Origin of the sequence: Nonomuraea sp. NPDC049141 (genome assembly GCF_040648415.1) — a bacterium.
Lineage (GTDB): Bacteria > Actinomycetota > Actinomycetes > Streptosporangiales > Streptosporangiaceae > Nonomuraea.
Window position 1 is genome coordinate 504,345 of the sequence record NZ_JBEZDR010000007.1, and the last position, 22,611, is coordinate 526,955.

The window sequence follows — 22,611 nt, forward strand, 5'->3', positions numbered from 1 at the left end:
TGATCGCCGAAGTCCGGTCGATCACATCGTCAGTGTGTGCGTTTGCGGGTGTGCAGGTGGTGACAACGGCGATGTCGTCACCGATCTGATAACCACACAGACCAATTGCCCCGAAGATTCACTTGACAGCTAGTCAGGAAGCCTCGGTTAGAGGCAACCGTACGCACCGAAGGTCACGGGCCAGCCACGTTCCGGAATCCTCTCAATATGCGTCGGTGATGATGTTGTTCAGCTGCTCACCGGACAGATAGCGGAGGAGCTGCGAGCGCATCAGCCGCAGCATGCGCCGCCCTGAGGCGGGGGTGCTGCCCGCGACGTGCGGGGTGATCAGCAGGCCGGGCGCGCTCCACAGCGGGTGGCCCGCCGGCAGCGGCTCGGGCGCGGTCACGTCGAGCGCGGCGCGCAGTCTGCCGGTCTTCAGCTCCGCGACGAGGGCGTCGGTGTCGACGACACCGCCGCGCGCCGCGTTGACCAGTACCGCGCCGTCCTTCATCCGGGCCAGGAACCCGGCGTCGGCCATCCCGGCCGTCTCCGGCGTGGCGGGCACGAGCAGCACCACGACGTCGGCGTCCGGCAGCAGCGCGGGCAGCTCGTCGAGGGGGTGCACGCCGTCACGCGCGCTCCTGGCCACCCGGACGATCTCGACCTCGAAACCGTCGAGCCGCCGCTCCAGCGCCGCGCCGATGGAGCCGTAGCCGACGATCAGCACCTTGGAGTCGGCCAGCACGTCCGTGTGGTGGTAGGTCCACTCCCCCTGGCGCTGCGCGTCGACGAAGCCCGGGAACTCCCGCAGCACCGCGATCATCGCGCCGACCGCCCACTCGGCGGTGCCGGCGTCGTGCACGCCGCGCGCGTTGCACAGCACCGCGCCTTCGGGCATGTGCGGCCGGTACGGTTCCACCCCCGCGGTGACGGTCTGTACGAGGCGCAGCGAGGTCATCGCGGCCAGCAGGTCCGGCACATCCGCGACCGTGACCAGCGGCGGGATCCACACCTCCACCTCGCCTATGCCATCAGGAATTGGCCCCGTACCGTCATAAACGTCGCATTCCGCCCCGGGCAGATCGGTCAAAACCTCGGCAACGGCATCAGAAGGGACCCAGATCTTCATGCCGAGAACCTTACGGCTAGGGAGGAAGTATGGAACACATCAACTACTGCCGGTTGAAGTCGGTGGTTTGCTCTCGCGGTCCCGTCTGGGTGAAGGGAGGCCGGTAGCGTGTGGCTGGTTGATGGCAGCCCAGCCCGCAATGCCGCGTGTGGCGATGTTGCGGGCCGCAATGTGGTCGGCGTGCCCAGCGAGGCCGCACCGGGTGCAGACGAACCGGCCCCGCGCCGGCCGATTCGCCCTGGACACGTTCCCGCAGTCCGGACAGCTCTGCGAGGTGTAGGCGGGGTCGACCAGCACGAAGGCGACCCCGGCGCGGGCGGCCTTGTAGCGGGTGAAGGCGATCTGCTGGGCGAAGGCCCAGGTGTGCAGGGTGCGTCGCTGGAGCCGGTGAGCCCTGACCCGGCCGCGGATGCCCCGCAGATCCTCCAGGGCGACACCACGGCCGGTGCGTTCGGCTTCACGCACCACGAACTTGCTGATCTGATGGTTGAGGTCGATCATCATCCGGTGCTCACGCCCCGACAGACGGCGCAGCACCCGCCGCGCCGCCGACGTGCCCTTCCTCTGCAACCGTCGGCGCTGGCGGTGGCGCCGCTCGCGCAGGGTGCGGACGTGGCCGTTGCCACCGATCGGGCCGGGCAGGACGGGGCCGGGCAGCACCCCGACGTCGCAGGTGACCGCCAGGTTCGCCACCCCTTGATCCACCCCAATGAAGCCGTGGTCCGGCTCGCGCACCGCCGGCTTCGGCAAGGTGAGGGCGACCTGCAGCAGCCGGGCGTCGTAGGGGACGGCGCCGTGCGGGCGGAAGATGTGGGCGCGTTTCTTGCTGGCGCGCCGGTTGGCATACGCGCCAGTGACCCGGGCGATCGCCCGCACCGCCGCCTGCGCACCCAGCCCGGCCACCTGCGCCCGCACCTCGTAATAGGCCAGCCGGTGCAGCTCCAGCACGGTAAAGACGCGGTGCTGCCAGGCCAGGCGAGACACGACGGTGGCCGCCTGATTACACAGGAGCACCGCCGCTGCCAGCGCGTCGACTTGGGTTGGGGCGGGCGTGAGCCGCAGTTGCACGGTCGCTGGCAGGCCCTGGCGTTTGGTCGCGGAACGGCGGATCGCCATCCTGCACCTCCTGTCACAACGGCCTCACCCACCGCACATGTTACCGAACGCGACCGAGCCTTTCCATACTGTTTTCGAAAGGAGGGGTGGCGCTTCCTCCCGGCCCTGAAGGACCGGGTCTCCGCGCCACCATTCGAATGAGAAAGCTTATGACCCTGATGCTGCTCGCTGTGCTGTCCGCCTGTTCCAGCGCCGGTGGCGCGGCGGGGCCGAGCGTGACCGTCACTGCCGCGCCACCGCCCGGTGAGCCGAAGACCGTGGCAAGGGATCTGGCCGTGCCGTGGGGGATCACCTTCCTGCCCGGCGGCGACGCATTGGTGACCGAGCGGGACACGGCCAGGCTGCTCCGCGTGACTCCGGCGGGCAAGGTCACCGAGCTGGGCCGCATCCACGGCGTCAGCCCCCACGGCGAGGGCGGGCTGATGGGCGTGGCGGTCAAGGAGGACCAGCTCTTCGTGTACTTCACCGCGGCCGACGACAACCGGATCGTCCGCTACCGGTTCACCGGCGACACGGTGTCCGACCCGAAGGTGATCTTGAAGGGCATCCCGAAAGGCGCCATTCACAACGGCGGCCGGCTGGCGTTCGGCCCCGACGGCTTCCTGTACGCCACCACGGGCGAGACGGGCGACCGGCAGCTCGCCCAGCGGCGCGACTCCCTCGGCGGCAAGATCCTGCGTATGACGGTGGACGGCGCCCCCGCGCCCGGCAACCCGTTCGGCACGCTCGTCTACAGCCTCGGCCACCGCAACGTGCAGGGCCTGGCCTGGGATCCGGCGGGCCGGCTGTACGCCTCGGAGTTCGGCCAGAACCGACACGACGAGGTCAACCTCATCAAGCCGGGCGCCAACTACGGCTGGCCGGAGGTGGAGGGCAAGGGCGACAACCCGGAGTTCGTCAACCCGATCATCACCTGGCCCCCGTCAGAAGCCTCACCCTCCGGCGCGGCCTACGCCGACGGCTCGCTCTGGGTGGCCGCGCTGCGCGGCGAGCGCCTGTGGCAGATCCCGCTCGGCCAGGACGGCGCGCCCGGCACGCCGGTCGCGCACTTCACCGGCACGTACGGCCGGCTCCGCGGCCTGGCCACGGCCCCAGACGGCACGCTGTGGATGTCCACCAGCAACAAGGACGGCCGGGGCGACCCCAGGGACGGCGACGACCGGATCCTGTCCGTCAGCCCGCGCAGCTCCTAGTTGCTGGTCGCGCAGGTCGTCTGGGCCTGCGGCCGGTACTTCGTGGTCAGCTTCTTGTCCCGCTTGACTTCCTTGCCGTCCTTGAGGAACACGCGGGTGACGTCGATCGTGAAGCCCTGCTCGCCGATCGCGGCCATGCAGCCGGGGGCGGAGCTGGTCTCGCGGCGGAACGGGGTGAAGTTCCGCTTCTCCGACTCGACCGCCTCGATCTTGTCGTAGCGCTTGGTGCTCCACAGCTGCACGGTGACCGAGGTGTCGGTCGACGCCGTCTTGATCAGCACGCCGTAGTCGGAGTCGTTGCGCCACTTGAGGTCCATGTCCGGGTAGAGCAGGGCGGCGTCGCGGCCGGCCGGGTAGCGGGCGGCGTGGTAGTCCATCGGCACGTGGGAGACATCGTCGAACCCGCCGAAGAAGACCGCGTTGTACATGGTGGTGGCGAACTGCGAGACGCCGCCGCCGATCATGGGCACCATCCGGCCGCCGACGATCTGCCCCGCCTGGACGTAGCCGCCCTCGACGGTGCGCTCGCCCACGACGTCGTTGATCGAGAACGTCTCCCCCGGCTTCACCAGGTAGCCGTCGAGCTGGGCCGCCATCCGCCGGATGTTCGTCACGCGGGGCAGGCAGCAGTCGAAGGTGGTGGTGAACTCGGCGATGTTCTCCTTGATGCCGAGCCCGCTCACCTCTTCGGTGCCCACCCTCGGGGCGACCACGGCGAGCGACACGGGGATGACACGCGCGCCACCGCCGCTGACCGCCTTGGCCACGTCGCGGGCCAGTTGCTTGGCGTCGATCCCCCTGCCGCGGTGGGCGGGGACCAGCACCGGCTTGCCGTTGACGATCTGGTAGGTGGCGTCACGCGGCGCCTGCGCCGCGTCGACCAGCTTGCTCTCCACCGAGGTGAGCGCCGCTTCGGCGTCGAACTGGGGGGCCAGCCCGCCGCTGTCGTCGGAGACGAAGGTCAGGTTGGCGGCGATCGCGGCCGGGGGCAGCTGGGCCTGCTTGGCGCCGAGCTTCAGCGTGAGAGGAGCGGACACGGCCCGTTTGGCGGCGGTCTCGGCCTGCTTGACGGCGGTGGGTGTGGTGTCGGGCTTGGCGGGCCTGAGCGTGAGGAAGACCGATTCGCGGCCGGTGAGGAAGGCGTCGGTGATCACGCGGACGGCCTCGGGCTTGTCGAGCACCACGCCGTCGCGCGGATCCGAGGTGACGGGCTGCCCGTTCTTGAAGGCCACCCGGCCGTCGCGCGGCTTCTTGTCGTAGGTCTCCGCCAGCCCCTCGATGGTCCTGGCCAGCTGGGAGGAGTCGATCGTCATCTTCGGCTGGAGCTCGGTGGCGCCGGTCAGCCCCCGCCATACCTCGACCGGGCTGGGGAAGCCGCTGGGCGCCTGCCCGATCGTGCTGACCACGTCGAGTTCGAGGCCGGCCTCGTCGGCCTGGATGGTCTCCTTGTGGCCACCGATGTCGGCGACGACGGGCTTGTTCAGCTTGGTGGAGAGCTCGGTACGGAGCTTGTCGGCCGCCTGCGTCACGGTGAGTCCGCCAATGTCCACACCGGCCACACGCGTGCCACGCAGTACGGACCCCGACATGAGCACGGCCGGCACCAGGTACGCCAGCGCGAGCAGGATCACGACGAGCAGGACCAGCGCGGGCAGGAGGCGACGGCGGCGGGGCGGCTCCGGATCGAGGAAGGCGGGCAGCCGGTCGGAGGCGCCCGGCAGGCCGAACACGGGGGCGGGCGGCACGGGCGGATCCTGCCAGCGCCCCTCGTTCACCGGCCATGGCTGTGGCGGAGGCGCCACCGGAGGCAGAGCGCCGCCGGCCTTCTGGCCGTTCTGGCCATTCGGGGGGCTGGGAGTCGCCGGTCGGGGCTCCGGCTGGCCCGGCGGCCCGAAGATGTCACGGGACACCCCTGGGGGCAGCCCCTCGACCCGAGGCTTCTTGCTGCCGCCTGACATGGGCAGAGGCACTGAAGCGAAAGGGTCGGTCGGCGATTCGATCGGTCCGGCGTTACGCACGCCTCAATCTCCTCCCGCTCCGCAGCCACATCCTCAGGCAACAGTAAGGCACGCGCATTGGGATATGTCACGAGAAATGACTACGGAAGTGTGTCAACCTAGCCACCGGTAGCGATGTTCGGGGCGTCCGGCCGTACCGTACCGGGGCCTGAGTTCGGCGTGCCCGGCGACGCACAGGTATTCGAGGTAGCGGCGGGCGCTGACGCGGGACAGGCCCGCGAGCGAGGCGGCCTCGGCCGCCGACAGGTCGCCGCCCGACTCCCGGAGTGTGTCGGCGACCAGCGCGCACGTCGCCGACGACAGGCCCTTGGGCAGCGGCGCCGCGATGGGCTGCGTGCCGAAGAGCCGGTCGACGTCGTCCTGACGAGCCTCCGCGCCGATGGCGGTGAGCCGTTTGCGGGTGTCGGCGTACTGCTGGAGCCGCTCGGTCAGCGCGGCGGCGGTGAACGGCTTGATCAGGTAGTTGACCGCGCCGCCGCGCATCGCCTCCCTGACCGTGGACACGTCGCGGGCGGCACTGATCATGAGGACGTCCACGTTGTGCAGCGCCTTGAGCACCTCAAGTCCCGACATGTCGGGTAGGTAGATGTCGAGCAGCACGAGGTCCGGCCGGAGCTCGGCGGCCATGGCGAGCGCGGAGGCCCCGGTGTGCGCGGCGGCCACCACCTGGAAGCCGGGCATCCGCGCCACGTAGCCGCTGTGAATGCGCGCCACCATGAAGTCGTCGTCCACGACCAGCACCCGGATCTCGCTCATCGCACCGGTTCCCGGACTGGTGCGGGCAGCAGGGCGGTGAAGACGGCGCCGTCCGCGTTGCCCACCTTCACCCAGCCGCCCCTGCGCAGGCACGCCTGCCGGGTCAACGCCAGGCCGAGCCCGCGCGGCCCCGAATGGGCGGCCTTGGTGGTGAACCCCTCCCTGAACACCTCTTCGACCAGGTCAGGAGCGATACCGGGACCTGAGTCGCCGACCCGTACGTGCAGGCCCTCGGCGTCGGTCAGCACCGACACCTCGATCGTGCCCGTGGCCCCGTCGAGCGCGTCCATCGCGTTGGCCACCAGGTTGCCGACCACCAGGACCGCGTCCTGCGGGTCGCCGAGCGTACCCTCCGCCACCGCGGAGTCCTCGGACAGGACGAGCTGGACGCCGCGCTCGGCCGCCTCCGCCGACTTGGCGAGCAGCAACGCGGCCAGCGTCGGGTCCTGGACGCGATCGCGCAGGCCGGTGGCGTACGTGCCGCGGGTGGTGCGGGTGATGAAGCCGATCGCGGCGTCGTGCTCGCCCAGTTCGAGCAGGCCGACGACGGTGTGCATGCGGTTGGCGAACTCGTGCGCCTGGGCCCTGAGCGCCTCGGTGGCGCTGCTGGTGTCGTCGAGCTCGCGGGCCAGCCGTACGAGCTCGGTGCGGTCTCTGAGGGTGACCACCCAGCCGCGGTGCTGGCCGCGTACGGAGACCGGCGTGCGGTTGAGGACCAGCACCCGCTCACCGTGCAGCACGATCCGGTCCTCGCCCGGGTCGGCGCCGCCGAGCACGTCGCGCATCCGCTCGGAGACCGGCATCTGGGTGAGGTCCTCGCCCACCTCGCCGAGCAGTTCGCGGGCGGAGTCGTTGACGAGCGTCACGCGGCCCGCGAGGTCGAGCGCGAGCACGCCCTCCTTGACCCCGTGCAGCACGCCCTCGCGCTGCTCCAGCAGCCCGGCGATCTCGCGCGGCTCCAGGCCGAACGTCTGCCGGCGCACCCGCGCGGTGATCAGTGCCGCCGCCGCGAGGCCGGACAGCAGCACGGCCAGCGCGGTCCACACCAGCGGCGGCAGCGCGCCCGCGAGCTGACCGGTGACCGTGGTCTGGAGGACGCCGACGGAGACCAGGCCGATGACGTTGCCGTACTCGTCGAAGATCGGCGCCTTGCCCCTGACCGTGGTGCCTATCGTGCCGGTCTCGGTGCCGACCCAGCTCTTGCCGGTGTTCAGCACCGAGGCGCCGTCGGTGGACAGCCGCTTGCCGATCAGCGCGGCGTTGGGGTGGGCGTACCGCGTCTGCTCGCGGTTGGCGATGACCACGTAGTCGGCGCCGGTCGTCTGCTGGACGCTCAGCGCGAGCGGCTGCAGCACGGTCTGCGGATCCTTGACGTCGAACGCGGCCCTGACCTGAGGCAGCCCCGCCACGGACTGGGCGATCGCCAGCGCCCGCTGCTCGTACAGCGAGTCCAGTTGGGCGCGCGTGTGATTGGCCCACACGCCTCCTGTGCCTCCGACGGCCAGCAGCACGATGACCATCTGGAGCACGAACAGCTGGGTTCCGAGGGAGGCGTCACGTACCCGTCTCACCTGGCCCATGGAAACATGCCGAGGTCACAGGGGGGTTGCGACCAATACGACCTATACGACGGCTATCGTAAAAAGGTCGACTCCATCGGCAACGGACTTCACCATCCAGTATCTCGTAACGTGAAATCCCCCCTTTGGAGTGATCATGCGTCTCCGCATACTCGCCGCCGTCGCGGCGCTCTCCGTCGCCGCGGTGTCCGGCTGCGGCGCCGGCTCCGGTTCCGGCTCTGAAGGCGGGGGGACCGGCGCTCTGCGCATCATGGCTCCCGCCTCACCGGGCGGCGGCTGGGACCAGACATCCCGTACGGCCGAGCAAGCGATCAAGGCCGTCGACCCGAAGCGCCGGGTCGAGGTGTACAACGTGCCCGGCGCGGGCGGCACGATCGGCCTGGCCCAGTTGGCCGGCGAGAAGGGCAACGGCAACCTGCTGATGACCATGGGCCTGGTCATGGTCGGCGCGATCGAGCAGAACAAGTCCAAGGTCACCCTGGCCCAGACCACGCCGATCGCCAAGCTGACCGAGGAGTACGAGATCATCGTGGTCCCGGCCGCCTCCCCGTTCAAGTCGGTGGCCGACCTGGTCGCCGCCTGGAAGGCCGACCCGAAGAAGGTGTCCATCTCGGGCGGCTCGGCCGGTGGCACCGACCACATCGCGGCCGGGCTGATGGCCAAGGCCGCCGGCGTGGACCCGAAGCAGGTCAACTACATCGCCCACTCGGGCGGCGGCGAGGCGCTGAACGAGCTGCTCGGCAACAAGGTGAGCGTCGGCATCTCGGGCGTCGGCGAGTTCGCCGAGCACGTGAAGTCCGGCAAGCTGCGCGCGCTGGCCGTGACCTCGGCCCAGCGGCTGCCCGACCTCGACGCGCCCACGCTCAAGGAGGCGGGGCTGGACGTGGAGCTGACCAACTGGCGCGGCTTCGTGGCACCCCCCGGGATCGACGACGCGGCCAAGAAGTCGCTGACCGACCTGGTGACCAAGATGCACGACTCGCAGCCATGGAAGGACGCGGTGGCCAAGAACGGCTGGATCGACTCCTTCCAGACCGGGCAGCAGTTCGCCGACTACCTCAACTCCGAGCAGGCCAAGGTCAAGACCATCATCGCCGAGTTGGGCGTCGTCTCCTGATGTCCGAGACCACAACCGGTCGTACCGGCCCGGGTGACGGCGAGAAGCGGCGCTGGAGATGGCGGCCCGAGCTGGGGCTGGCTCTCATCGTGCTCGCGCTCGGGGTGTTCGTCGTCATCGGGACGCTCGACGTGTCCGCCGCCGCCTCGCAGCTCGGCATCGGGCCGCGGTTCTTCCCGATGCTGGTGGGCGGCTCCATGATCGTCGTCGGCCTGTTCTATGTGGCCGACGTGCTCAGGGGCGGCCGCGGCGACCCCGAGGAGAGCGAGGACGTCGACGTGGACGCCCCCGCCGACTGGCGCAGCGTCGGGCTGGTGAGCGGGATCTTCCTGGCGTTCACCGCGGTGCTGAACGTGCTCGGCTGGATCATCGCCGCGAGCCTGCTGTTCTTCGGCCTGTCGCTGGTGCTCGGCGCTGAGCACCGGCTGCGCGCGGCGGGCGTCGGAGTGATCCTGGGGATCGCCACCTACCTGCTGTTCGTCAAGGGCCTGGGCGTGTCGCTGCCCGGTGGGCTGCTGCGGGGGGTGATCTAGGTGAACTCGTTCCAGCTCCTGCTCGACGGTTTCGCCGGGGCGCTGACGCCGATCAACCTCATGTACGCGCTCATCGGCGTCACCCTCGGCACCCTCGTCGGCGTGCTGCCCGGCATCGGGCCCGCCATGACGGTGGCGCTGCTCCTGCCCATCACCTTCACCGTGCCGCCGACCAGCGCGTTCATCATGTTCGCCGGGATCTACTACGGCGGCATGTACGGCGGCTCGACCACCTCCATCCTGCTCAACACCCCCGGCGAGTCGTCCTCGATGATCACCGCGCTGGAGGGCAACAAGATGGCCAGGCGCGGCCGGGCGGCGCAGGCGCTGGCCACCGCGGCCATCGGCTCGTTCGTGGCGGGCACGATCGCGACCGCGCTGCTGGTCGTGGCGGCGCCCGCGGTGGTGAGCTTCGCCATCGCGTTCGGCCCCGAGGACTACTTCGCGCTGGCGATCCTGGCCTTCACCGCGGTGTCGTCGGTGCTGTCCCGCTCGGTCGTGCGCGGACTGGCCTCGCTCGGGTTCGGCCTGGTGATCGGGCTGATCGGCATCGACCAGCAGACCGGGCAGGCACGGCTCACGCTCGGCATGGACCAGCTGCTCGACGGCGTGGACGTGGTGGTCGTGGCCGTCGGGCTGTTCGCGCTGGGCGAGGCCCTGTACGTGGCCTCGCGGCTGCGTCACTCCCTGCCCGAGGTGGTACCGGTGGGCCGGGCCTGGATGGGCCGTACCGACTGGCGCCGGTCGTGGCTGCCCTGGCTGCGCGGCACCGCGCTCGGCTTCCCGTTCGGCGCGCTGCCCGGCGGCGGCGCCGAGATCCCGACCTTCCTGTCGTACGCGGCCGAGAAGCGGCTGGCCCGCGGCGTCGCCAAGGAGGAGTTCGGCAAGGGCGCCATCGAAGGCGTCGCCGGGCCCGAGGCGGCCAACAACGCCTCGGCCGCCGGGACCCTGGTGCCGCTGCTGACGCTGGGCCTGCCCACGTCCGCGACGGCCGCGATCCTGCTCGCCGCCTTCCAGCAGTACGGCCTGCAGCCCGGGCCGCAGCTGTTCGACCACAACCCGGCCCTGGTGTGGGGCATGATCGCGTCGCTGTTCATCGGCAACACGATGCTCCTCGTGCTGAACCTGCCCCTGGCGCCGCTCTGGGCGCGCGTGCTGCGCATCCCCCGGCCGTACCTGTACGCGGGCATCGTGCTGTTCGCCGCGCTCGGCGTGTACGCCCTGAACGGCTCGGTGGTGGACCTGGTCGCGCTCTTCCTGCTGGGCCTGCTCGGGTACGCGATGCGGCGCTTCGGACTGCCGGTCGCCCCGGCGGTGATCGGCCTGATCCTGGGGCCGATGGCGGAGATCCAGCTACGCCGGGCCCTGGCCATCGGGGCGGGCGACGTGACCGTGCTGGTGAGCAGCCCCATCGCGGTGATCCTGCTGCTGCTCTCTTTGCTGGCGCTGCTCGCGCCGCTGTTCAGGAAGCTGATGGAACGGCGCCACGTCGAACCGGCCCTGCCCACATCGCGGGAGGACTAGGGCCCCGTTTCCTGTCGTAGCGACCGGGCATCATGGCGGCCATGGCCGTGAAAGTACAGGTGACCTTCGACTGCGCCGACCCCGAGAAGCTGGCCAGGTTCTGGGCCGAGGCGCTCCGCTACCGGCTGGAGGAGCCTCCCCAGGGCTTCGCCACCTGGCAGGACTACTGGCGCGCGCGGGGGCTGCCCGAGGAGGAGCTGACCGGCGACGGCGGCTACGACTCGGTCGTCGATCCGGCCGGGGTGGGGCCGCGCCTGTGGTTCCAGAAGGTGCCCGAGGGCAAGGTGGTCAAAAACCGCCTCCACCTCGACCTGTCGATCACGTCAGGCCATGACCGCCCGGTGGAGGTCCGCAAGGCCCAGCTCGACGCCGAGGCCGAACGACTGGTCGGGCTGGGGGCGACGCTGTCGAAGGTGCTCCTGGTGGAGGGCCTGCCCGACTACTAAGCGATCACCCTGCTCGACCCGGAGGGCAATGAGTTCTGCATCAGCTGAGCGTTTACCGGCTTTGCGACGGAGGCCCCGCCGGCTCGCTTCGTCAGCGAGTGGCGGGGCCTTCGGCGACGCATTACCCCTCGACGGGCTTACTCGGAGACGCCCAGCTTCTCCAGGATCAGCTCGCGGGCCCGGGCGGCGTCGGCCTTGCCGCGGCTGGCCTTCATCACGCCGCCCACCAGCGCACCGGCCGCGGCGATCTTCCCGGAGCGGACCTTGTCGGCCGCGTCGGCGTTGCCGGCGATGACCTGGTCGACGATCGCCGACAGCTCGCCCTCGTCGTTGACGATCTTCAGCCCGCGCCGCTCGACGACCTCGTCCGGCGAACCCTCCCCGGCCAGCACGCCTTCGAGCACCTCGCGGGCCAGCTTGTCGTTGAGCGCACCGGAGGCCACCAGCTCGGTGACCCGGGCGATCTGCGCGGGCGTGATGGGCAGGGCGGCCAGGGCCACCCCGGACTCGTTGGCCCGCCGCGCCAGCTCGCCCATCCACCACTTGCGCGCGTCGGCGGCCGGCGCGCCCGCCGCGACCGTCGCCTCGACCAGGTCGAACGCGTCGGCGTTGTGCATGGCCTGCATGTCGAGGTCGGACACCCCCCACTCGGCCTGCAGCCGCTTGCGCCTGACCGACGGCAGCTCGGGCAGCGCTTCCTTGAGCGTGGCCACCCAGGCCGGGTCGGGCGCGATCGGCACCAGGTCGGGCTCGGGGAAGTAGCGGTAGTCCTGCGCCTCCTCCTTGGACCTGCCGGGCGTGGTGACGCCGGTGTCCTCGTGGAAGTGCCTGGTCTCCTGGATGATCCGGCCGCCGTCGGCGAGGATCGCCGCCTGCCGCTCGATCTCGCTGCGCACGGCGCGCTCGACGCTGCGCAGCGAGTTGACGTTCTTGGTCTCGGTACGGGTGCCCCACTCGGAGGCGCCACGCGGCATGAGCGAGACGTTGACGTCGCAGCGCAGCGAGCCCTCTTCCATGCGCACGTCGGAGACGCCCAGCGAGCGCATGGTCTCGCGCAGCTCGGTCACGTACGCCTTGGCCACGTCGGGCGCCAGGCTCTCGGTGCCCTCGATCGGCTTGGTGACGATCTCCACCAGCGGGATGCCGGCCCGGTTGTAGTCGACGATCGAGTAGTCGGCGCCCTGGATGCGGCCGGTCGCGCCGCCCACGTGGGTGGACTTGCCGGTGTCCTCCTCCAGGTGCACCCGCTCGATCTCGACCCGCACGGTCCGGCCGTCGACCTCGACATCGAGGTAGCCGTCGAAGCAGAGCGGCTCGTCGTACTGGGAGATCTGGTAGTTCTTCGGCATGTCCGGATAGAAGTAGTTCTTCCGGGCAAAGCGGCACCACTCGGCGATCGAGCAGTTCAGCGCCAGGCCGATGCGGATCGTCGACTCGATCGCGACGGCGTTGGCCGTCGGCAGCGAGCCGGGAAAGGCCAGGCAGGTCGGGCAGACCTGCGTGTTGGGCGGGGCGCCGAAGGTCGTCTTGCACCCACAGAACATCTTCGACGCGGTGCCGAGTTCGACGTGCGTCTCCAGCCCGAGCACCGGCTCGAACCGGGCGAGCGCCTCGTCGTACGGCATGTGCGTATCGACAGTCATGGTGGAGTCCTTAGTTCAGAGAGCCGGAGCCTTGGACAGCAGGCTGCCGCCCCAGCGGCTTTCGAGGGCCTGCTCGACGGCGGCGCCGACGCGGTAGCAGCGGTCGTCGCCCAGCACCGGGGCCATGATCTGCAGGCCGACCGGGAGCCCGTCCTCGTCGGCCAGGCCGCACGGGACCGAGATGGCCGCGTTGCCCGACAGGTTGGACGGGATCGTGCACAGGTCGGCGAGGTACATGGCGATCGGGTCGTCCGCGCGCTCACCGATCGGGAACGCCGTCGTCGGCGTCGTCGGCGAGACCAGCACGTCCACCTGGTGGAAGGCGGCCTCGAACTCGCGCGAGATGACCGTGCGCACCTTCTGCGCCTGACCGTAGTAGGCGTCGTAGTAGCCGCTCGACAGCGCGTAGGTGCCGAGCATGATGCGCCGCTTGACCTCGGGGCCGAACCCGGCGGCCCTGGTCATCGCCATGACCTCCTCGGCGCTGCGGGTGCCGTCGTCGCCGACGCGCAGGCCGTAGCGCATGGCGTCGAAGCGCGCCAGGTTGGAGGAGCACTCCGACGGCGCGATCAGGTAGTAGGCGGGCAGCGCGGTCAGGAACGACGGGCAGGAGACCTCGACGACCTTGGCGCCGAGCGATTCGAGCAGCTCGACGGCCTCGTGGAAGCGGGCCAGCACGCCGGCCTGGTAGCCCTCGCCACCGAACTCCTTGACCACGCCGACGCGCAGGCCGGAGATGTCGGCGTTGCGAGCGGCCTCGACCACGGAAGGCACGGGCGCGTCGACCGAGGTGGAGTCCATCGGGTCGTGCCCGGAGAACGCCTCGTGCAGCAGCGCCGCGTCGAGCACGTTGCGGGCGAACGGGCCGGGCGTGTCGAGCGAGCTGGCGAACGCGATCAGGCCGTAACGCGACGAACCGCCATAGGTCGGCTTCATGCCCACGATGCCGGTCACCGCGGCTGGCTGCCGGATCGAGCCACCGGTGTCGGTGCCGGTGGACAGCGGCGCCTCGTACGCGGCGACGGCGGCGCTGGAGCCACCGGACGACCCGCCGGGGATCCTGGTCAGGTCCCACGGGTTGTGCGTCGGGCCGTAGGCGGAGTTCTCGGTGGAGGAGCCCATCGCGAACTCGTCGAGGTTCGTCTTGCCGAGGATGACCAGCCCGGCCGCGCGCAGGCGGCTCGTGACGGTCGCGTCGTACGGCGGGCGCCAGCCTTCGAGGATCTTGGACGCGGCCGTCGTCGGCATGTCGGCGGTCGCGAAGATGTCCTTGTGCGCGATCGGCACCCCGGCCAGCGGGCCGAGCCGCTCACCGGCGCCCAGCCGGGCGTCGACGGCCCTCGCCTGCTCGACGGTGGTCTCGCGGTCGATGTGCAGAAACGCGTTGATCTTGGGCTCGACCTCGGCCATGCGGTCAAGATGCGCCTCGGCCACCTCGACGGCGGTCACCTCGCCACCGGCGATCAGCGCGCCCAGCTCGGCGGCGGTCTTGTGGATCAGGCTCATGCCTCCTCCCCCAGGATGCGCGGGACCCGGAAGCGGTTGTCCTCGACGGCCGGCGCGCCGGACAGCGCTTGCTCGGGCGTCAGGGACTGTCGCACCTCGTCGGCGCGGAAGACATTGGTCAGCGGAAGCGCGTGCGACGAAGGCGGAACGTCCTCGGCGGCGACCTCGGCCACCTTCGCGACCGACTCGATGATGGCATCGAGTTGGGTGGCGTAGTGGGCGAGTTCGTCATCGGTGAGGGCCAGCCTGGACAACCGGGCCAGGTGTGCGACCTCGTCGCGGGTTATGGCGGACATGAGTCGTTTAACCCGTTTCGTGGATGGAGTTGGGACACTGTCATCCTAGGGGCCTTGACGGAGCGAGACCGAACCGTTAATCCTCGCCACAGTGGAAGCGTCGGCTCAAGCGGTCTGAGTGACCTCGGAGCGGTAGCCGTACTCGATCCCGGGCGAGCTCTCGAAGTGTTCGCGCAGCCAGACCGTGGCCTCGGCGGGCGGCATGGGCTCGTTGAACAGCCAGCCCTGGCCCATCTCGCAGCCCATCTCGGTGAGCCGGATCGCCACGTCGTCCGACTCCACGCCCTCGGCGACCGAGTGCAGGCCGAGGGAGCGGACCAGGTCGACGATGGAGCGCACGATCCGGTAGTCGTCGTCGGACTCGGCGATGCGCTTGACGAACGACGCGTCGATCTTCACCTCGGACACCGCCAGCCGCTGCAGCCTGATCAGCGAGGAGTAGCCGGTGCCGAAGTCGTCGAGGGACAGCGGCACGCCGAGCACGGCCAGCGCCTTGATCGTCTCGTGCGTGTAAGCCTGGTCGCCCATCAGGATGCGCTCGGTGACCTCCAGCTGGATCGCCGAGGGCGGCAGCCGGAGCTTGGCCAGCCCCGCCTCCAGCTGGTCGGGCAGCGCCGAGTCGAGCAGGTCGCGGGCGGAGATGTTGACCGAGACCTGCACCCGCAGGCCGCTGTGCCACCAGCGGGCGGCCTGCTCCAGCGCGGCCTCGATGACGTATTCGGTGAGCTGGCGCATGAGGTAGGACTGCTCGGCCAGCGGGATGAACTCCGACGGCGGGATCTGGCCGTGCACCGGGTGGCGCCAGCGCAGCAGGGCCTCCATGCCATGCACGGCGCCGGTGCCCAGGCCGACCTTGGGCTGGTAGTGCAGCCTGAGGTCGCGGTTGTCGACGGCGCGCCGCAGGTCGCCGAGGAGGTTGAGGCGTTCGGGCGAGTTGCGGTCCTTGTCCGGCTGGTAGAGCTCCACACCGGTACGCCCCTCCTTGGCAAGGTACATGGCCACGTCGGCGCGCTGGAGCAGCAGCTCGAAGTCGGGGGCGTGGTCGGGATAGAGCGCGATGCCGACGGATCCGTCGAGGTCGAACGACATGCCTTCCAGCCGTACCGGCTCTCTGAGCGCCGCCCGCAGCCTGGCCGCCACCTCGCGGGCCGCGTGGGCGTCCCTGATAGAGGGCAGCAGGACGGCGAACTCGTCACCGCCCAGCCGGGCCACGACGTCGCCGGGCCGTACGGAATGGGTGAGCCGGTGGGCGACCATCTGCAGCAGCCGGTCACCAACCGGGTGGCCCATCGTGTCGTTGACCTCCTTGAACCGGTCGAGGTCGATCAGGAACAGGCCGACCCGCTCGTCCTGGCGGGCCTCGGCGAGCGCCTCCTCGGTGCTCACGATCAGCATCTTGCGGTTGGGCAGGGCGGTCAGCTCGTCGTGCATCGCCTGGTGGTCGCGGCGCATGGACAGCGTGGCGGTGAAGTAGACCGCCGCCAGGGGTGCCACGAACAGCGGCACGAGGGAGGGCGCGTGGGTCATCACCACGACGACCAGGGGCGCCAGGCCGAGCAGCGCGGCGTAGACGAGGCTCTGCGGGCCGAGGCTGGCCCTCAGCACGCGGGTGATCGACCGGCGCTCGTGCAGCGCCACCGCGCCGCTCACCAGCGCGGCCCTGACGGCGAAGTAGGCGATGCCGGCCAGCGTGATCGCCAGCATGTCGGAGCCCGTGGGAACCCACGGCGCGGCCGGGCGCGGCACGATGCCGAACAGGCCGAGCACCACGCCGGCGGCGGTCAGCGCGAGCGTCGACTGGGCGATGTTGAACATCACCCGGTGCCACGCCTTGCGGGTGACGATGCCGTTCATCGTCACGGCCACCGCCTGCATCAGCACCGCCACGGGCAGGCCGAAGTGCAGGAGCACGGCGAAGGTGAACATGGTGGAGGGGTACGTGCCGCCGACGGCGGTCGCCGAGGACACCATGACGGGCCTGAGCTCGCCCAGCACGGCGAGGATGGTCAGCACCCAGAACAAGGGTGTGCGGGCGAGCTCCGCCAGACCGGCCGGGTCGAGCCGGAGCATGGCCACGGCCAGCGCGGTGAAGCCGATCACGGTGATGCCGGCGAGGAACGCCCACAGAGGCGTCCCGACGCGTGGCCCTGTGTCGCGGGTGTCGGTTGGGTCAGCCATCAGTAACAGAACCCCCATTAGGTCACTATGGGAGGGTACGACCTTTACCCCACTTCGCGAAACCAACCGCGTACGTTCCGTCACTTATCCTTCGGACATATACCCCAAAACCACTCTTCGTATGCTACCCGCGACAATCTGTAGATGGCCTATGGCTCCGGAGTGACAGCCGCCTGCGCCGCCGCGTCCGGTCCCTCGGTCAGGAGCACCTCGAAGCCCGCCCCGTCGAGGATCGGCACGCCCAGGCTGACGGCCTTGTCGTACTTGGACCCGGCGTTGTCCCCCGCCACCAGGAACGAGGTCTTCTTCGACACCGAGCTCGCGACCTTGCCGCCCCGATCGCTGAGCGCCTCGGCGGCGGAGTCGCGGGTGAAGCCCGGCAGCGTGCCCGTCACCACGAAGGTCAGCCCCTCCAGCGTCTGCGGCCCCTTCTCGGGAGCGGGCTCGTCCTCCATGCGGACGCCCGCGGCCCGCCAGCGGGTGATGATCTCGCGATGCCAGTCGACCTCGAACCAGGCGCGGATGGTGGCCGCCACCCGCGACCCGATGCCCTTGATCGCGGCGAGCTCCTCCTCCGAGGCGGCCATGACGGCGTCGATCGAGCGCAGGGCGACCGCCAGGTCGCGGGCCGTGGGCGGCCCGACGTGGCGGATGGACAGCGCGACCAGCACGTTGGCCAGCGGCGCCTGCTTCGCCCGCTCGAGCTCCTCGATGAGCTTGTGAGCGTTCTGGCTGGCCTCGCCGTTGATGTTGGAGAAGAACGAGACGACCTTCTCCTCGCCCGTCTTCGGATCGATCTTGGGCAGGCCGCTGTCCTTGTCGCGGACCACTGACCTGATCGGGATCAACCTGTCCAGCGTCAGGTCGAACAGATCGGCCTCGGTACGCACGACCGGCTCCTGCGGCGGCAGCGGCTGGGTGAGCGCGGTCGCCGCGACGTAGCCGAGCCCGTCGATGTCGAACGCGGTGCGCCGGGCCGCGAAGAACAGCCGCTCGCGGATCTGCGCGGGACAGCCGCGGGCGTTGGGGCAGCGCAGGTCGGCGTCGCCCTCCTGCTCGTAGGCCAGCTCCGTGCCGCACTCGGGGCAGTGGGTGGGCATGACGAACGGGCGCTCGGACCCGTCACGCAGGTCGGTGACCGGGCTGAGGATCTCGGGGATGACGTCGCCCGCCTTGCGCAGCACGACGGTGTCGCCGATGAGCACGCCCTTGGCGGCCACCACCGCGGCGTTGTGCAGCGTGGCGCGCTCGACCGTGGAACCGGCCACGCTGATCGGCTCCATCACGGCGAACGGCGTGACGCGGCCGGTGCGGCCGACGCCCACCTGGATGTCGAGCAGCTTGGTGTTGACCTCTTCCGGCGGGTATTTGAAGGCGATCGCCCAGCGCGGCGCCCGCGAGGTGGAGCCGAGCTCACGCTGGGTGCGGAAGTCGTCGACCTTGACCACCACGCCGTCGATCTCGTAGGGCGGGTCGTGGCGGTGCACGCGGTAGTGCTCGATGAAGGCGTCGATCTCGGCGAGGTCGCCGACCACCCGGTAGAGGTCGCTGACCGGCAGGCCGAACTCCCGCAGCCGCTCGTAGACCTCGGACTGCGCCTTGGGCTCGGCCGCGCCCTCCCACACGCCGACACCGTGCACGATCATGCGCAGCGGGCGCTGGGCGGAGATCCGCGGATCCTTCTGGCGCAGCGAGCCGGCCGACGCGTTGCGCGGGTTGGCGAAGGGCGCGATCCCCTGCTCGACGAGCTGCTCGTTGAGCCGGCCGAACTCCTCGACCGGCATGTAGACCTCGCCCCGGACCTCGATCAGGCTGGGGATGTCGGTGCCCTTCAGCCGGTGGGGCACGCCCTCGATGGTGCGGACATTGGGCGTCACGTCGTCGCCCGTCCGGCCGTCGCCCCTGGTCGCGCCGCGCTCCAGCCGGCCGTCGCGGTAGACGAGCGCGATCGCCAGCCCATCGATCTTGAGCTCGCAGAGGTAGGGCCCGGGATCGCCCTCGGCCAGCCGCTCGGCCCGCGCCTGCCACGCGGCCATCCCGGCCGGGTCGAAGGCGTTGTCGAGGCTCTCCATCGGCGCCAGGTGATCGACCTTGGCGAAGTCACCGGCGACCGGCGCGCCCACCTTCTGCGTCGGCGAGTCGGGCGTCACCAGGCCCGGATGCGCCGCCTCCAGCGCGAGCAGCTCGTTGAACCACTCGTCGAACTGACCGTCGCTGACCGTGGGCCGGTCGAGCACGTAGTAGCGATAGCGGGCTTCCTCCACCAGCTCGCTCACCTCGGCGTGCCGCTCACGCGCGGCCACAGGCACGCCCTCGACGCTTGGCTCGCTCACCAGGGTCTCCTTCCGTCCAACACCCTGAGCAAACGCTATCGCCGAGTACCGGCAACGGGCACCTTCCGCGGTGCCCGGTCGCGGCGTGAACGGGGTCAGCCGCCCTGGGACCAGACCCCGTCCCAGGACGAGCACTTGCCGGTGACCTTCGTGGCCGTGCCGCGGCAGACCCGGCCTTCGATGGAGAGCATGTAGCCGGTGGGGAAGGAGAACGCCAGCGGCTTGGTCCCCGAGCAGTTGTGGAAGGTCTTGGCGCCCCTGCCGCCGTCGTCCTTGACCCACCGGAACTTCAGCCACGAGCACCCGCTCCGGCCGGGGAAGTCGTAGAGCTTGCCGTTGATCGTGAACCCCGGCCGGTCGAGGACGACCTTGCCCTTGGCCTTGCCCGCCCGGTCGGTCGAGTAGATGGAGCCCCAGTTCCATGTCTCAGGGTTGGCAGCGGCCGCGGCCGGCGCGGCAAGGGACGCGGAGGAGATCAGGAGCGTGACGCCGACCGCCACAGTACGAAAGATCATAAAGTGAGGCTACTCAGCCGGATTGCAACCCGCTTGCCGGATCGTCGCGCAGCACCTGAGCGGCCTTGCGGCAGGCGGCGAGGGCGGCCCGCGCATAGCCGGGCGAGGCTCCGGCGAGCCCGCAGGCCGGGGTCAGCACGACCTGCCCGGCCAGCTTGTCGGGCGGGAAGCCGAGCCGCCGCCACAGGTCCAGCGCGGGCCTGGCGACGACACCGGCATCGGCCAGCCGGGTGTCGGTGCCCGGCACCACCCCGAGGAACAGCAGCAGCCCCGCCTCCAGAGCCTCCCCGAGCGCGTCGTCGTCCCGGCGGCTGAGCAGGGAGGCGTCCAGCGAGACGCCGCGGACACCGGCCGTACGGAGGAGGCGGAGGGGCACCGAGGGCGCGCAGCAGTGCACGACCGGGTCGCCGAACAGGCGCAGCGACTCCGCCACCCGCCAGCCCTCCACGGGGGCCAGCCGCCCGAAGCCCGAGGCGGTCGGCACGGTGCCCGCGAGCACGCCGGGCAGGCCCGGCTCGTCGAGTTGCAGGACGATCTCGGTGACCCCGGGCAGGCGCCGCCGCACCTCCGCGACGTGGTCCTCGACGCCCTGGGCGAGCGAGGCGATCAGGTCGCGTACGGCTCCGGCGTCGGAGAGCATCTTGTCGCCGTACTTGAGCTCGATGGTGCCCGCCAGCGTCCACGGCCCGCAGACCTGCAGCTTGAGCGGCCCCGCGTAGTCGTGCCCGACCTCCTCCAGACCGTCGAGATCGCGTCTGAGATGGTCGACGGCCCGCTGGTGGTCGCGTCCCGGCCGGTCGGCCAGCCGCCATCCCGACGGCTGCACCTCCACCGCCAGGTCGACGAGCAGCCCAGCCGTCCGCCCCACCAGGTCGGCGCCTACGCCACGGGCCGGCAACTCAGGTAGGTACGGCAGGCTCGGCAATTCCCCGAACACCATCCGAAGCGCCTCGAAATGATCCTCACCCGGATGCGACCCAACCCCGGTGGCTTCCAACGTCGACATGGCACCAGCGTAGGCTCTGGAAACATGAAGCTGACCAAGCACGGCCACGCGTGCGTACGCCTGGAGAAGGACGGCAACGTCCTCGTCGTCGACCCCGGCACCTTCACCGAGGGCCCCGTGCTCGACGGTGCCGGCGCGGTGCTCATCACCCACGAGCACATGGACCACGTCGACGTCGAGCGGCTCAAGGCCGCCTCTCCCGACCTGGAGATCTGGACCTGCGAGGTGGTCGCCGCCCAGTTGACGGAGGTGCCGGCGAAAGTACAGGTCGTACGGCATGGCGACGACTTCACGGCGGCGGGTTTCGCGGTGAAGGCGTTCGGTGAGTGGCATGCGAAGAACCACCCTGACGTGCCGATTGTGCAGAATGTCGGCTTCATGGTCGACGATGAGGTCTTCTACCCGGGTGACGCGCTGACCCTGCCGGGGGTCGAGGTGCCCACCCTCCTGGTGCCCACGAACGCTCCCTGGATGAAGCTGCTGGAGATGGTCGACTACCTGCGCGCGGTCCGGCCGGCCAGGGCGTACTCCACCCATGACGGGCTGCTCAACGACATCGGCCTCAGCCTGGTCGACAACTACCTGAAGCTGGAGTCCGACAAGCAGCACGCCGACATGCGACGACTCAAGGTCGGCGAGTCGGTCGAGCTGTCCTGAAGTGTCAGCCGGCTGCGGCGATGGTGGCCGAGCCGATGACGGTCTCGCCTGAGTACAGCACCGCCGCCTGCCCCGCCGCGACCCCCGTGGCGGGGCGGTCGAGGGTGATCCGCAGCCCCTCGCCGGTCTCCTCGAAACGGCACCCGTAGACCTCGCCGTGGGCCCGCAACTGCACCTTCAGCTCGCCCAGCGCGCCCAGCGCGACAGGCTCCGCCGGGCCGTTCCAGACCGGCCGGCCGCAGGTGATCGAGGTGACCTCCAGCGCCGACCGCGGCCCCACCGTGACCGTGTTGGACACGGGCTCGATCGACAGCACGTAGCGCGGCCTGCCGTCGGCGGCGGGCCGGTCGATGTGCAGCCCCTTGCGCTGGCCGATCGTGAAGCCATGGGCACCGTGGTGGTTGCCGACGACCTCACCCTCCTGGTCGACGATCGGCCCTTCGGCCGCGCCGAGCCGCTTGGCCAGGAAGCCCCGGGTGTCGCCGTCGGCGATGAAGCAGATGTCGTGGCTGTCGGGCTTGTCGGCGACCGTCAGGCCCCGCCTGGCGGCCTCCTCGCGTACCTCGGCCTTGGTCGAGTCGCCCAGCGGGAAGATCGCGTGGCCGAGCTGCTCACGGGTGAGCACGCCCAGCACGTAGGACTGGTCCTTGCCCTGGTCGGCGCTCCTCGACAGCACGCCGCCCACCAGCCTGGCGTGGTGGCCGGTGGCGACCGCGTCGAAGCCCAGCGCCAGCGCCCGGTCGAGCACCGCCGAGAACTTGATCTTCTCGTTGCACCGCAGGCACGGATTGGGCGTGCGGCCCGCGGCGTACTCGGCCACGAAGTCCTCGACCACGTCGCGCTGGAAGCGCTCGGCCATGTCCCAGATGTAGAACGGGATGCCGATCACGTCGGCGGCGCGCCGCGCGTCGCGGGAGTCCTCGACCGTGCAGCAGCCCCTGGCCCCCGTGCGGTGGGACTGGGGGTTGGCCGACAGGGCCAGATGCACGCCAGTAACGTCGTGACCGGCCTCGGCGATCCGGGCGGCGGCCACGGCGGAGTCGACGCCGCCCGACATGGCGGCAAGCACACGCAATCCCATGA

General features: G+C 70.4%; 19 protein-coding genes. 6 read left to right on the forward strand and 13 right to left on the reverse strand.

From position 1 onward, the window contains the following. Positions 1–202 precede the first annotated feature (202 nt). Both AB0B91_RS23970 and AB0B91_RS23975 read right to left on the reverse strand, forming a co-directional pair. The gene (locus AB0B91_RS23970; RefSeq protein ID WP_358323339.1) at positions 203–1,000 is read right to left on the reverse strand and encodes a 2-hydroxyacid dehydrogenase; all 798 of its coding nucleotides are present in this window, start codon (positions 998–1,000) and stop codon (positions 203–205) included. Positions 1,001–1,150: 150 nt separating this feature from the next. Next, a complete protein-coding gene (locus AB0B91_RS23975) occupies positions 1,151–2,227 on the reverse strand; it encodes a transposase (protein WP_358323342.1) in 1,077 nt (358 codons plus the stop codon). A 149-nt stretch (positions 2,228–2,376) separates the two neighbouring features. Between AB0B91_RS23975 and AB0B91_RS23980 the strand changes: the two genes are divergently transcribed. Then, positions 2,377–3,420 carry a PQQ-dependent sugar dehydrogenase gene (locus AB0B91_RS23980; RefSeq protein ID WP_358323345.1) on the forward strand — a complete coding sequence of 348 codons (1,044 nt, stop codon included), beginning with the start codon at positions 2,377–2,379 and terminating at the stop codon, positions 3,418–3,420. Here AB0B91_RS23980 and AB0B91_RS23985 read toward each other — a convergent pair. From AB0B91_RS23985 to AB0B91_RS23995, 3 genes are all read right to left on the reverse strand, one after another. Next, positions 3,417–5,165: a VanW family protein gene (locus AB0B91_RS23985; protein ID WP_358323348.1), complete on the reverse strand. Its 1,749-nt coding sequence runs from the start codon at positions 5,163–5,165 to the stop codon at positions 3,417–3,419. The genes AB0B91_RS23980 and AB0B91_RS23985 overlap by 4 nt on opposite strands. A 366-nt stretch (positions 5,166–5,531) precedes the next feature. After that, positions 5,532–6,194, reverse strand: coding sequence for a response regulator (locus tag AB0B91_RS23990; RefSeq protein WP_358323350.1), 663 nt, complete (start codon positions 6,192–6,194; stop codon positions 5,532–5,534). Further along, positions 6,191–7,774 (reverse strand): sensor histidine kinase, encoded by a 1,584-nt coding sequence (locus AB0B91_RS23995; RefSeq protein ID WP_358323353.1) that lies wholly within the window; start codon positions 7,772–7,774, stop codon positions 6,191–6,193. The genes AB0B91_RS23990 and AB0B91_RS23995 overlap by 4 nt, the downstream gene beginning before the upstream one ends. A 136-nt stretch (positions 7,775–7,910) precedes the next feature. Between AB0B91_RS23995 and AB0B91_RS24000 the strand changes: the two genes are divergently transcribed. Genes AB0B91_RS24000 through AB0B91_RS24015 form a run of 4 tightly spaced genes read left to right on the forward strand, consistent with a single transcriptional unit; the run spans position 7,911 to position 11,394 of the window. Then, positions 7,911–8,891: a tripartite tricarboxylate transporter substrate binding protein gene (locus tag AB0B91_RS24000; protein ID WP_358323356.1), complete on the forward strand. Its 981-nt coding sequence runs from the start codon at positions 7,911–7,913 to the stop codon at positions 8,889–8,891. Further along, positions 8,891–9,424, forward strand: a complete 534-nt coding sequence (locus tag AB0B91_RS24005) for a tripartite tricarboxylate transporter TctB family protein (RefSeq protein WP_358323359.1) — start codon at positions 8,891–8,893, stop codon at positions 9,422–9,424. The genes AB0B91_RS24000 and AB0B91_RS24005 overlap by 1 nt, the downstream gene beginning before the upstream one ends. Then, a complete protein-coding gene (locus AB0B91_RS24010; protein ID WP_358323362.1) occupies positions 9,425–10,948 on the forward strand; it encodes a tripartite tricarboxylate transporter permease in 1,524 nt (507 codons plus the stop codon). It begins immediately after the preceding gene. Positions 10,949–10,989: 41 nt separating this feature from the next. Continuing rightward, the gene (locus AB0B91_RS24015; protein ID WP_358323364.1) at positions 10,990–11,394 is read left to right on the forward strand and encodes a VOC family protein; all 405 of its coding nucleotides are present in this window, start codon (positions 10,990–10,992) and stop codon (positions 11,392–11,394) included. Positions 11,395–11,531: 137 nt separating this feature from the next. Here the strand turns inward: AB0B91_RS24015 and gatB are convergent, their stop codons facing one another. From gatB to AB0B91_RS24050, 7 genes are all read right to left on the reverse strand, one after another. Further along, positions 11,532–13,037: an Asp-tRNA(Asn)/Glu-tRNA(Gln) amidotransferase subunit GatB gene (gatB, locus tag AB0B91_RS24020; protein WP_358323367.1), complete on the reverse strand. Its 1,506-nt coding sequence runs from the start codon at positions 13,035–13,037 to the stop codon at positions 11,532–11,534. Positions 13,038–13,052: 15 nt separating this feature from the next. Next, on the reverse strand, positions 13,053–14,543 hold the full coding sequence (gene gatA / locus AB0B91_RS24025) for an Asp-tRNA(Asn)/Glu-tRNA(Gln) amidotransferase subunit GatA (RefSeq protein WP_358323370.1): 1,491 nt from the start codon (positions 14,541–14,543) through the stop codon (positions 13,053–13,055). Further along, positions 14,540–14,839: an Asp-tRNA(Asn)/Glu-tRNA(Gln) amidotransferase subunit GatC gene (gene gatC, locus AB0B91_RS24030; RefSeq protein WP_358323373.1), complete on the reverse strand. Its 300-nt coding sequence runs from the start codon at positions 14,837–14,839 to the stop codon at positions 14,540–14,542. The genes gatA and gatC overlap by 4 nt, the downstream gene beginning before the upstream one ends. Positions 14,840–14,944: 105 nt before the next feature. Beyond that, positions 14,945–17,017 (reverse strand): EAL domain-containing protein, encoded by a 2,073-nt coding sequence (locus tag AB0B91_RS24035; RefSeq protein ID WP_358323376.1) that lies wholly within the window; start codon positions 17,015–17,017, stop codon positions 14,945–14,947. 149 nt (positions 17,018–17,166) lie between these two features. Further along, entirely contained in the window at positions 17,167–19,350 is a 2,184-nt protein-coding gene (gene ligA / locus AB0B91_RS24040; RefSeq protein WP_358323378.1) for an NAD-dependent DNA ligase LigA, read from the reverse strand. 95 nt (positions 19,351–19,445) lie between these two features. After that, positions 19,446–19,865, reverse strand: a complete 420-nt coding sequence (locus AB0B91_RS24045) for a hypothetical protein (RefSeq protein ID WP_358323381.1) — start codon at positions 19,863–19,865, stop codon at positions 19,446–19,448. A 13-nt stretch (positions 19,866–19,878) separates the two neighbouring features. Further along, on the reverse strand, positions 19,879–20,871 hold the full coding sequence (locus AB0B91_RS24050) for a methionine synthase (protein WP_358323384.1): 993 nt from the start codon (positions 20,869–20,871) through the stop codon (positions 19,879–19,881). Positions 20,872–20,895: 24 nt separating this feature from the next. Here AB0B91_RS24050 and AB0B91_RS24055 point away from each other — a divergent pair, with 24 nt between their 5' ends. Next, positions 20,896–21,528: an MBL fold metallo-hydrolase gene (locus AB0B91_RS24055; protein ID WP_358323387.1), complete on the forward strand. Its 633-nt coding sequence runs from the start codon at positions 20,896–20,898 to the stop codon at positions 21,526–21,528. 4 nt (positions 21,529–21,532) lie between these two features. Here AB0B91_RS24055 and mnmA read toward each other — a convergent pair whose 3' ends face one another. Further along, entirely contained in the window at positions 21,533–22,609 is a 1,077-nt protein-coding gene (gene mnmA, locus AB0B91_RS24060; RefSeq protein WP_358323390.1) for a tRNA 2-thiouridine(34) synthase MnmA, read from the reverse strand. Positions 22,610–22,611 lie beyond the last annotated feature (2 nt).

What these genes read in the sequence shown, in the direction of transcription:
- AB0B91_RS24035 (WP_358323376.1), bottom strand. Translation starts at nt 17,017, where the DNA reads ATGGCTGACCCAACCGACACCCGCGACACAGGGCCACGCGTCGGGACG.
- AB0B91_RS23975 (WP_358323342.1), bottom strand. Translation starts at nt 2,227, where the DNA reads ATGGCGATCCGCCGTTCCGCGACCAAACGCCAGGGCCTGCCAGCGACC.
- AB0B91_RS24000 (WP_358323356.1), top strand. Translation starts at nt 7,911, where the DNA reads ATGCGTCTCCGCATACTCGCCGCCGTCGCGGCGCTCTCCGTCGCCGCG.
- AB0B91_RS23980 (WP_358323345.1), top strand. Translation starts at nt 2,377, where the DNA reads ATGACCCTGATGCTGCTCGCTGTGCTGTCCGCCTGTTCCAGCGCCGGT.
- AB0B91_RS24005 (WP_358323359.1), top strand. Translation starts at nt 8,891, where the DNA reads ATGTCCGAGACCACAACCGGTCGTACCGGCCCGGGTGACGGCGAGAAG.
- AB0B91_RS24050 (WP_358323384.1), bottom strand. Translation starts at nt 20,871, where the DNA reads ATGTCGACGTTGGAAGCCACCGGGGTTGGGTCGCATCCGGGTGAGGAT.
- AB0B91_RS23995 (WP_358323353.1), bottom strand. Translation starts at nt 7,774, where the DNA reads ATGGGCCAGGTGAGACGGGTACGTGACGCCTCCCTCGGAACCCAGCTG.
- AB0B91_RS24055 (WP_358323387.1), top strand. Translation starts at nt 20,896, where the DNA reads ATGAAGCTGACCAAGCACGGCCACGCGTGCGTACGCCTGGAGAAGGAC.
- gatC (WP_358323373.1), bottom strand. Translation starts at nt 14,839, where the DNA reads ATGTCCGCCATAACCCGCGACGAGGTCGCACACCTGGCCCGGTTGTCC.
- AB0B91_RS24015 (WP_358323364.1), top strand. Translation starts at nt 10,990, where the DNA reads ATGGCCGTGAAAGTACAGGTGACCTTCGACTGCGCCGACCCCGAGAAG.
- mnmA (WP_358323390.1), bottom strand. Translation starts at nt 22,609, where the DNA reads ATGGGATTGCGTGTGCTTGCCGCCATGTCGGGCGGCGTCGACTCCGCC.
- AB0B91_RS23990 (WP_358323350.1), bottom strand. Translation starts at nt 6,194, where the DNA reads ATGAGCGAGATCCGGGTGCTGGTCGTGGACGACGACTTCATGGTGGCG.
- gatA (WP_358323370.1), bottom strand. Translation starts at nt 14,543, where the DNA reads ATGAGCCTGATCCACAAGACCGCCGCCGAGCTGGGCGCGCTGATCGCC.
- gatB (WP_358323367.1), bottom strand. Translation starts at nt 13,037, where the DNA reads ATGACTGTCGATACGCACATGCCGTACGACGAGGCGCTCGCCCGGTTC.
- AB0B91_RS24045 (WP_358323381.1), bottom strand. Translation starts at nt 19,865, where the DNA reads ATGATCTTTCGTACTGTGGCGGTCGGCGTCACGCTCCTGATCTCCTCC.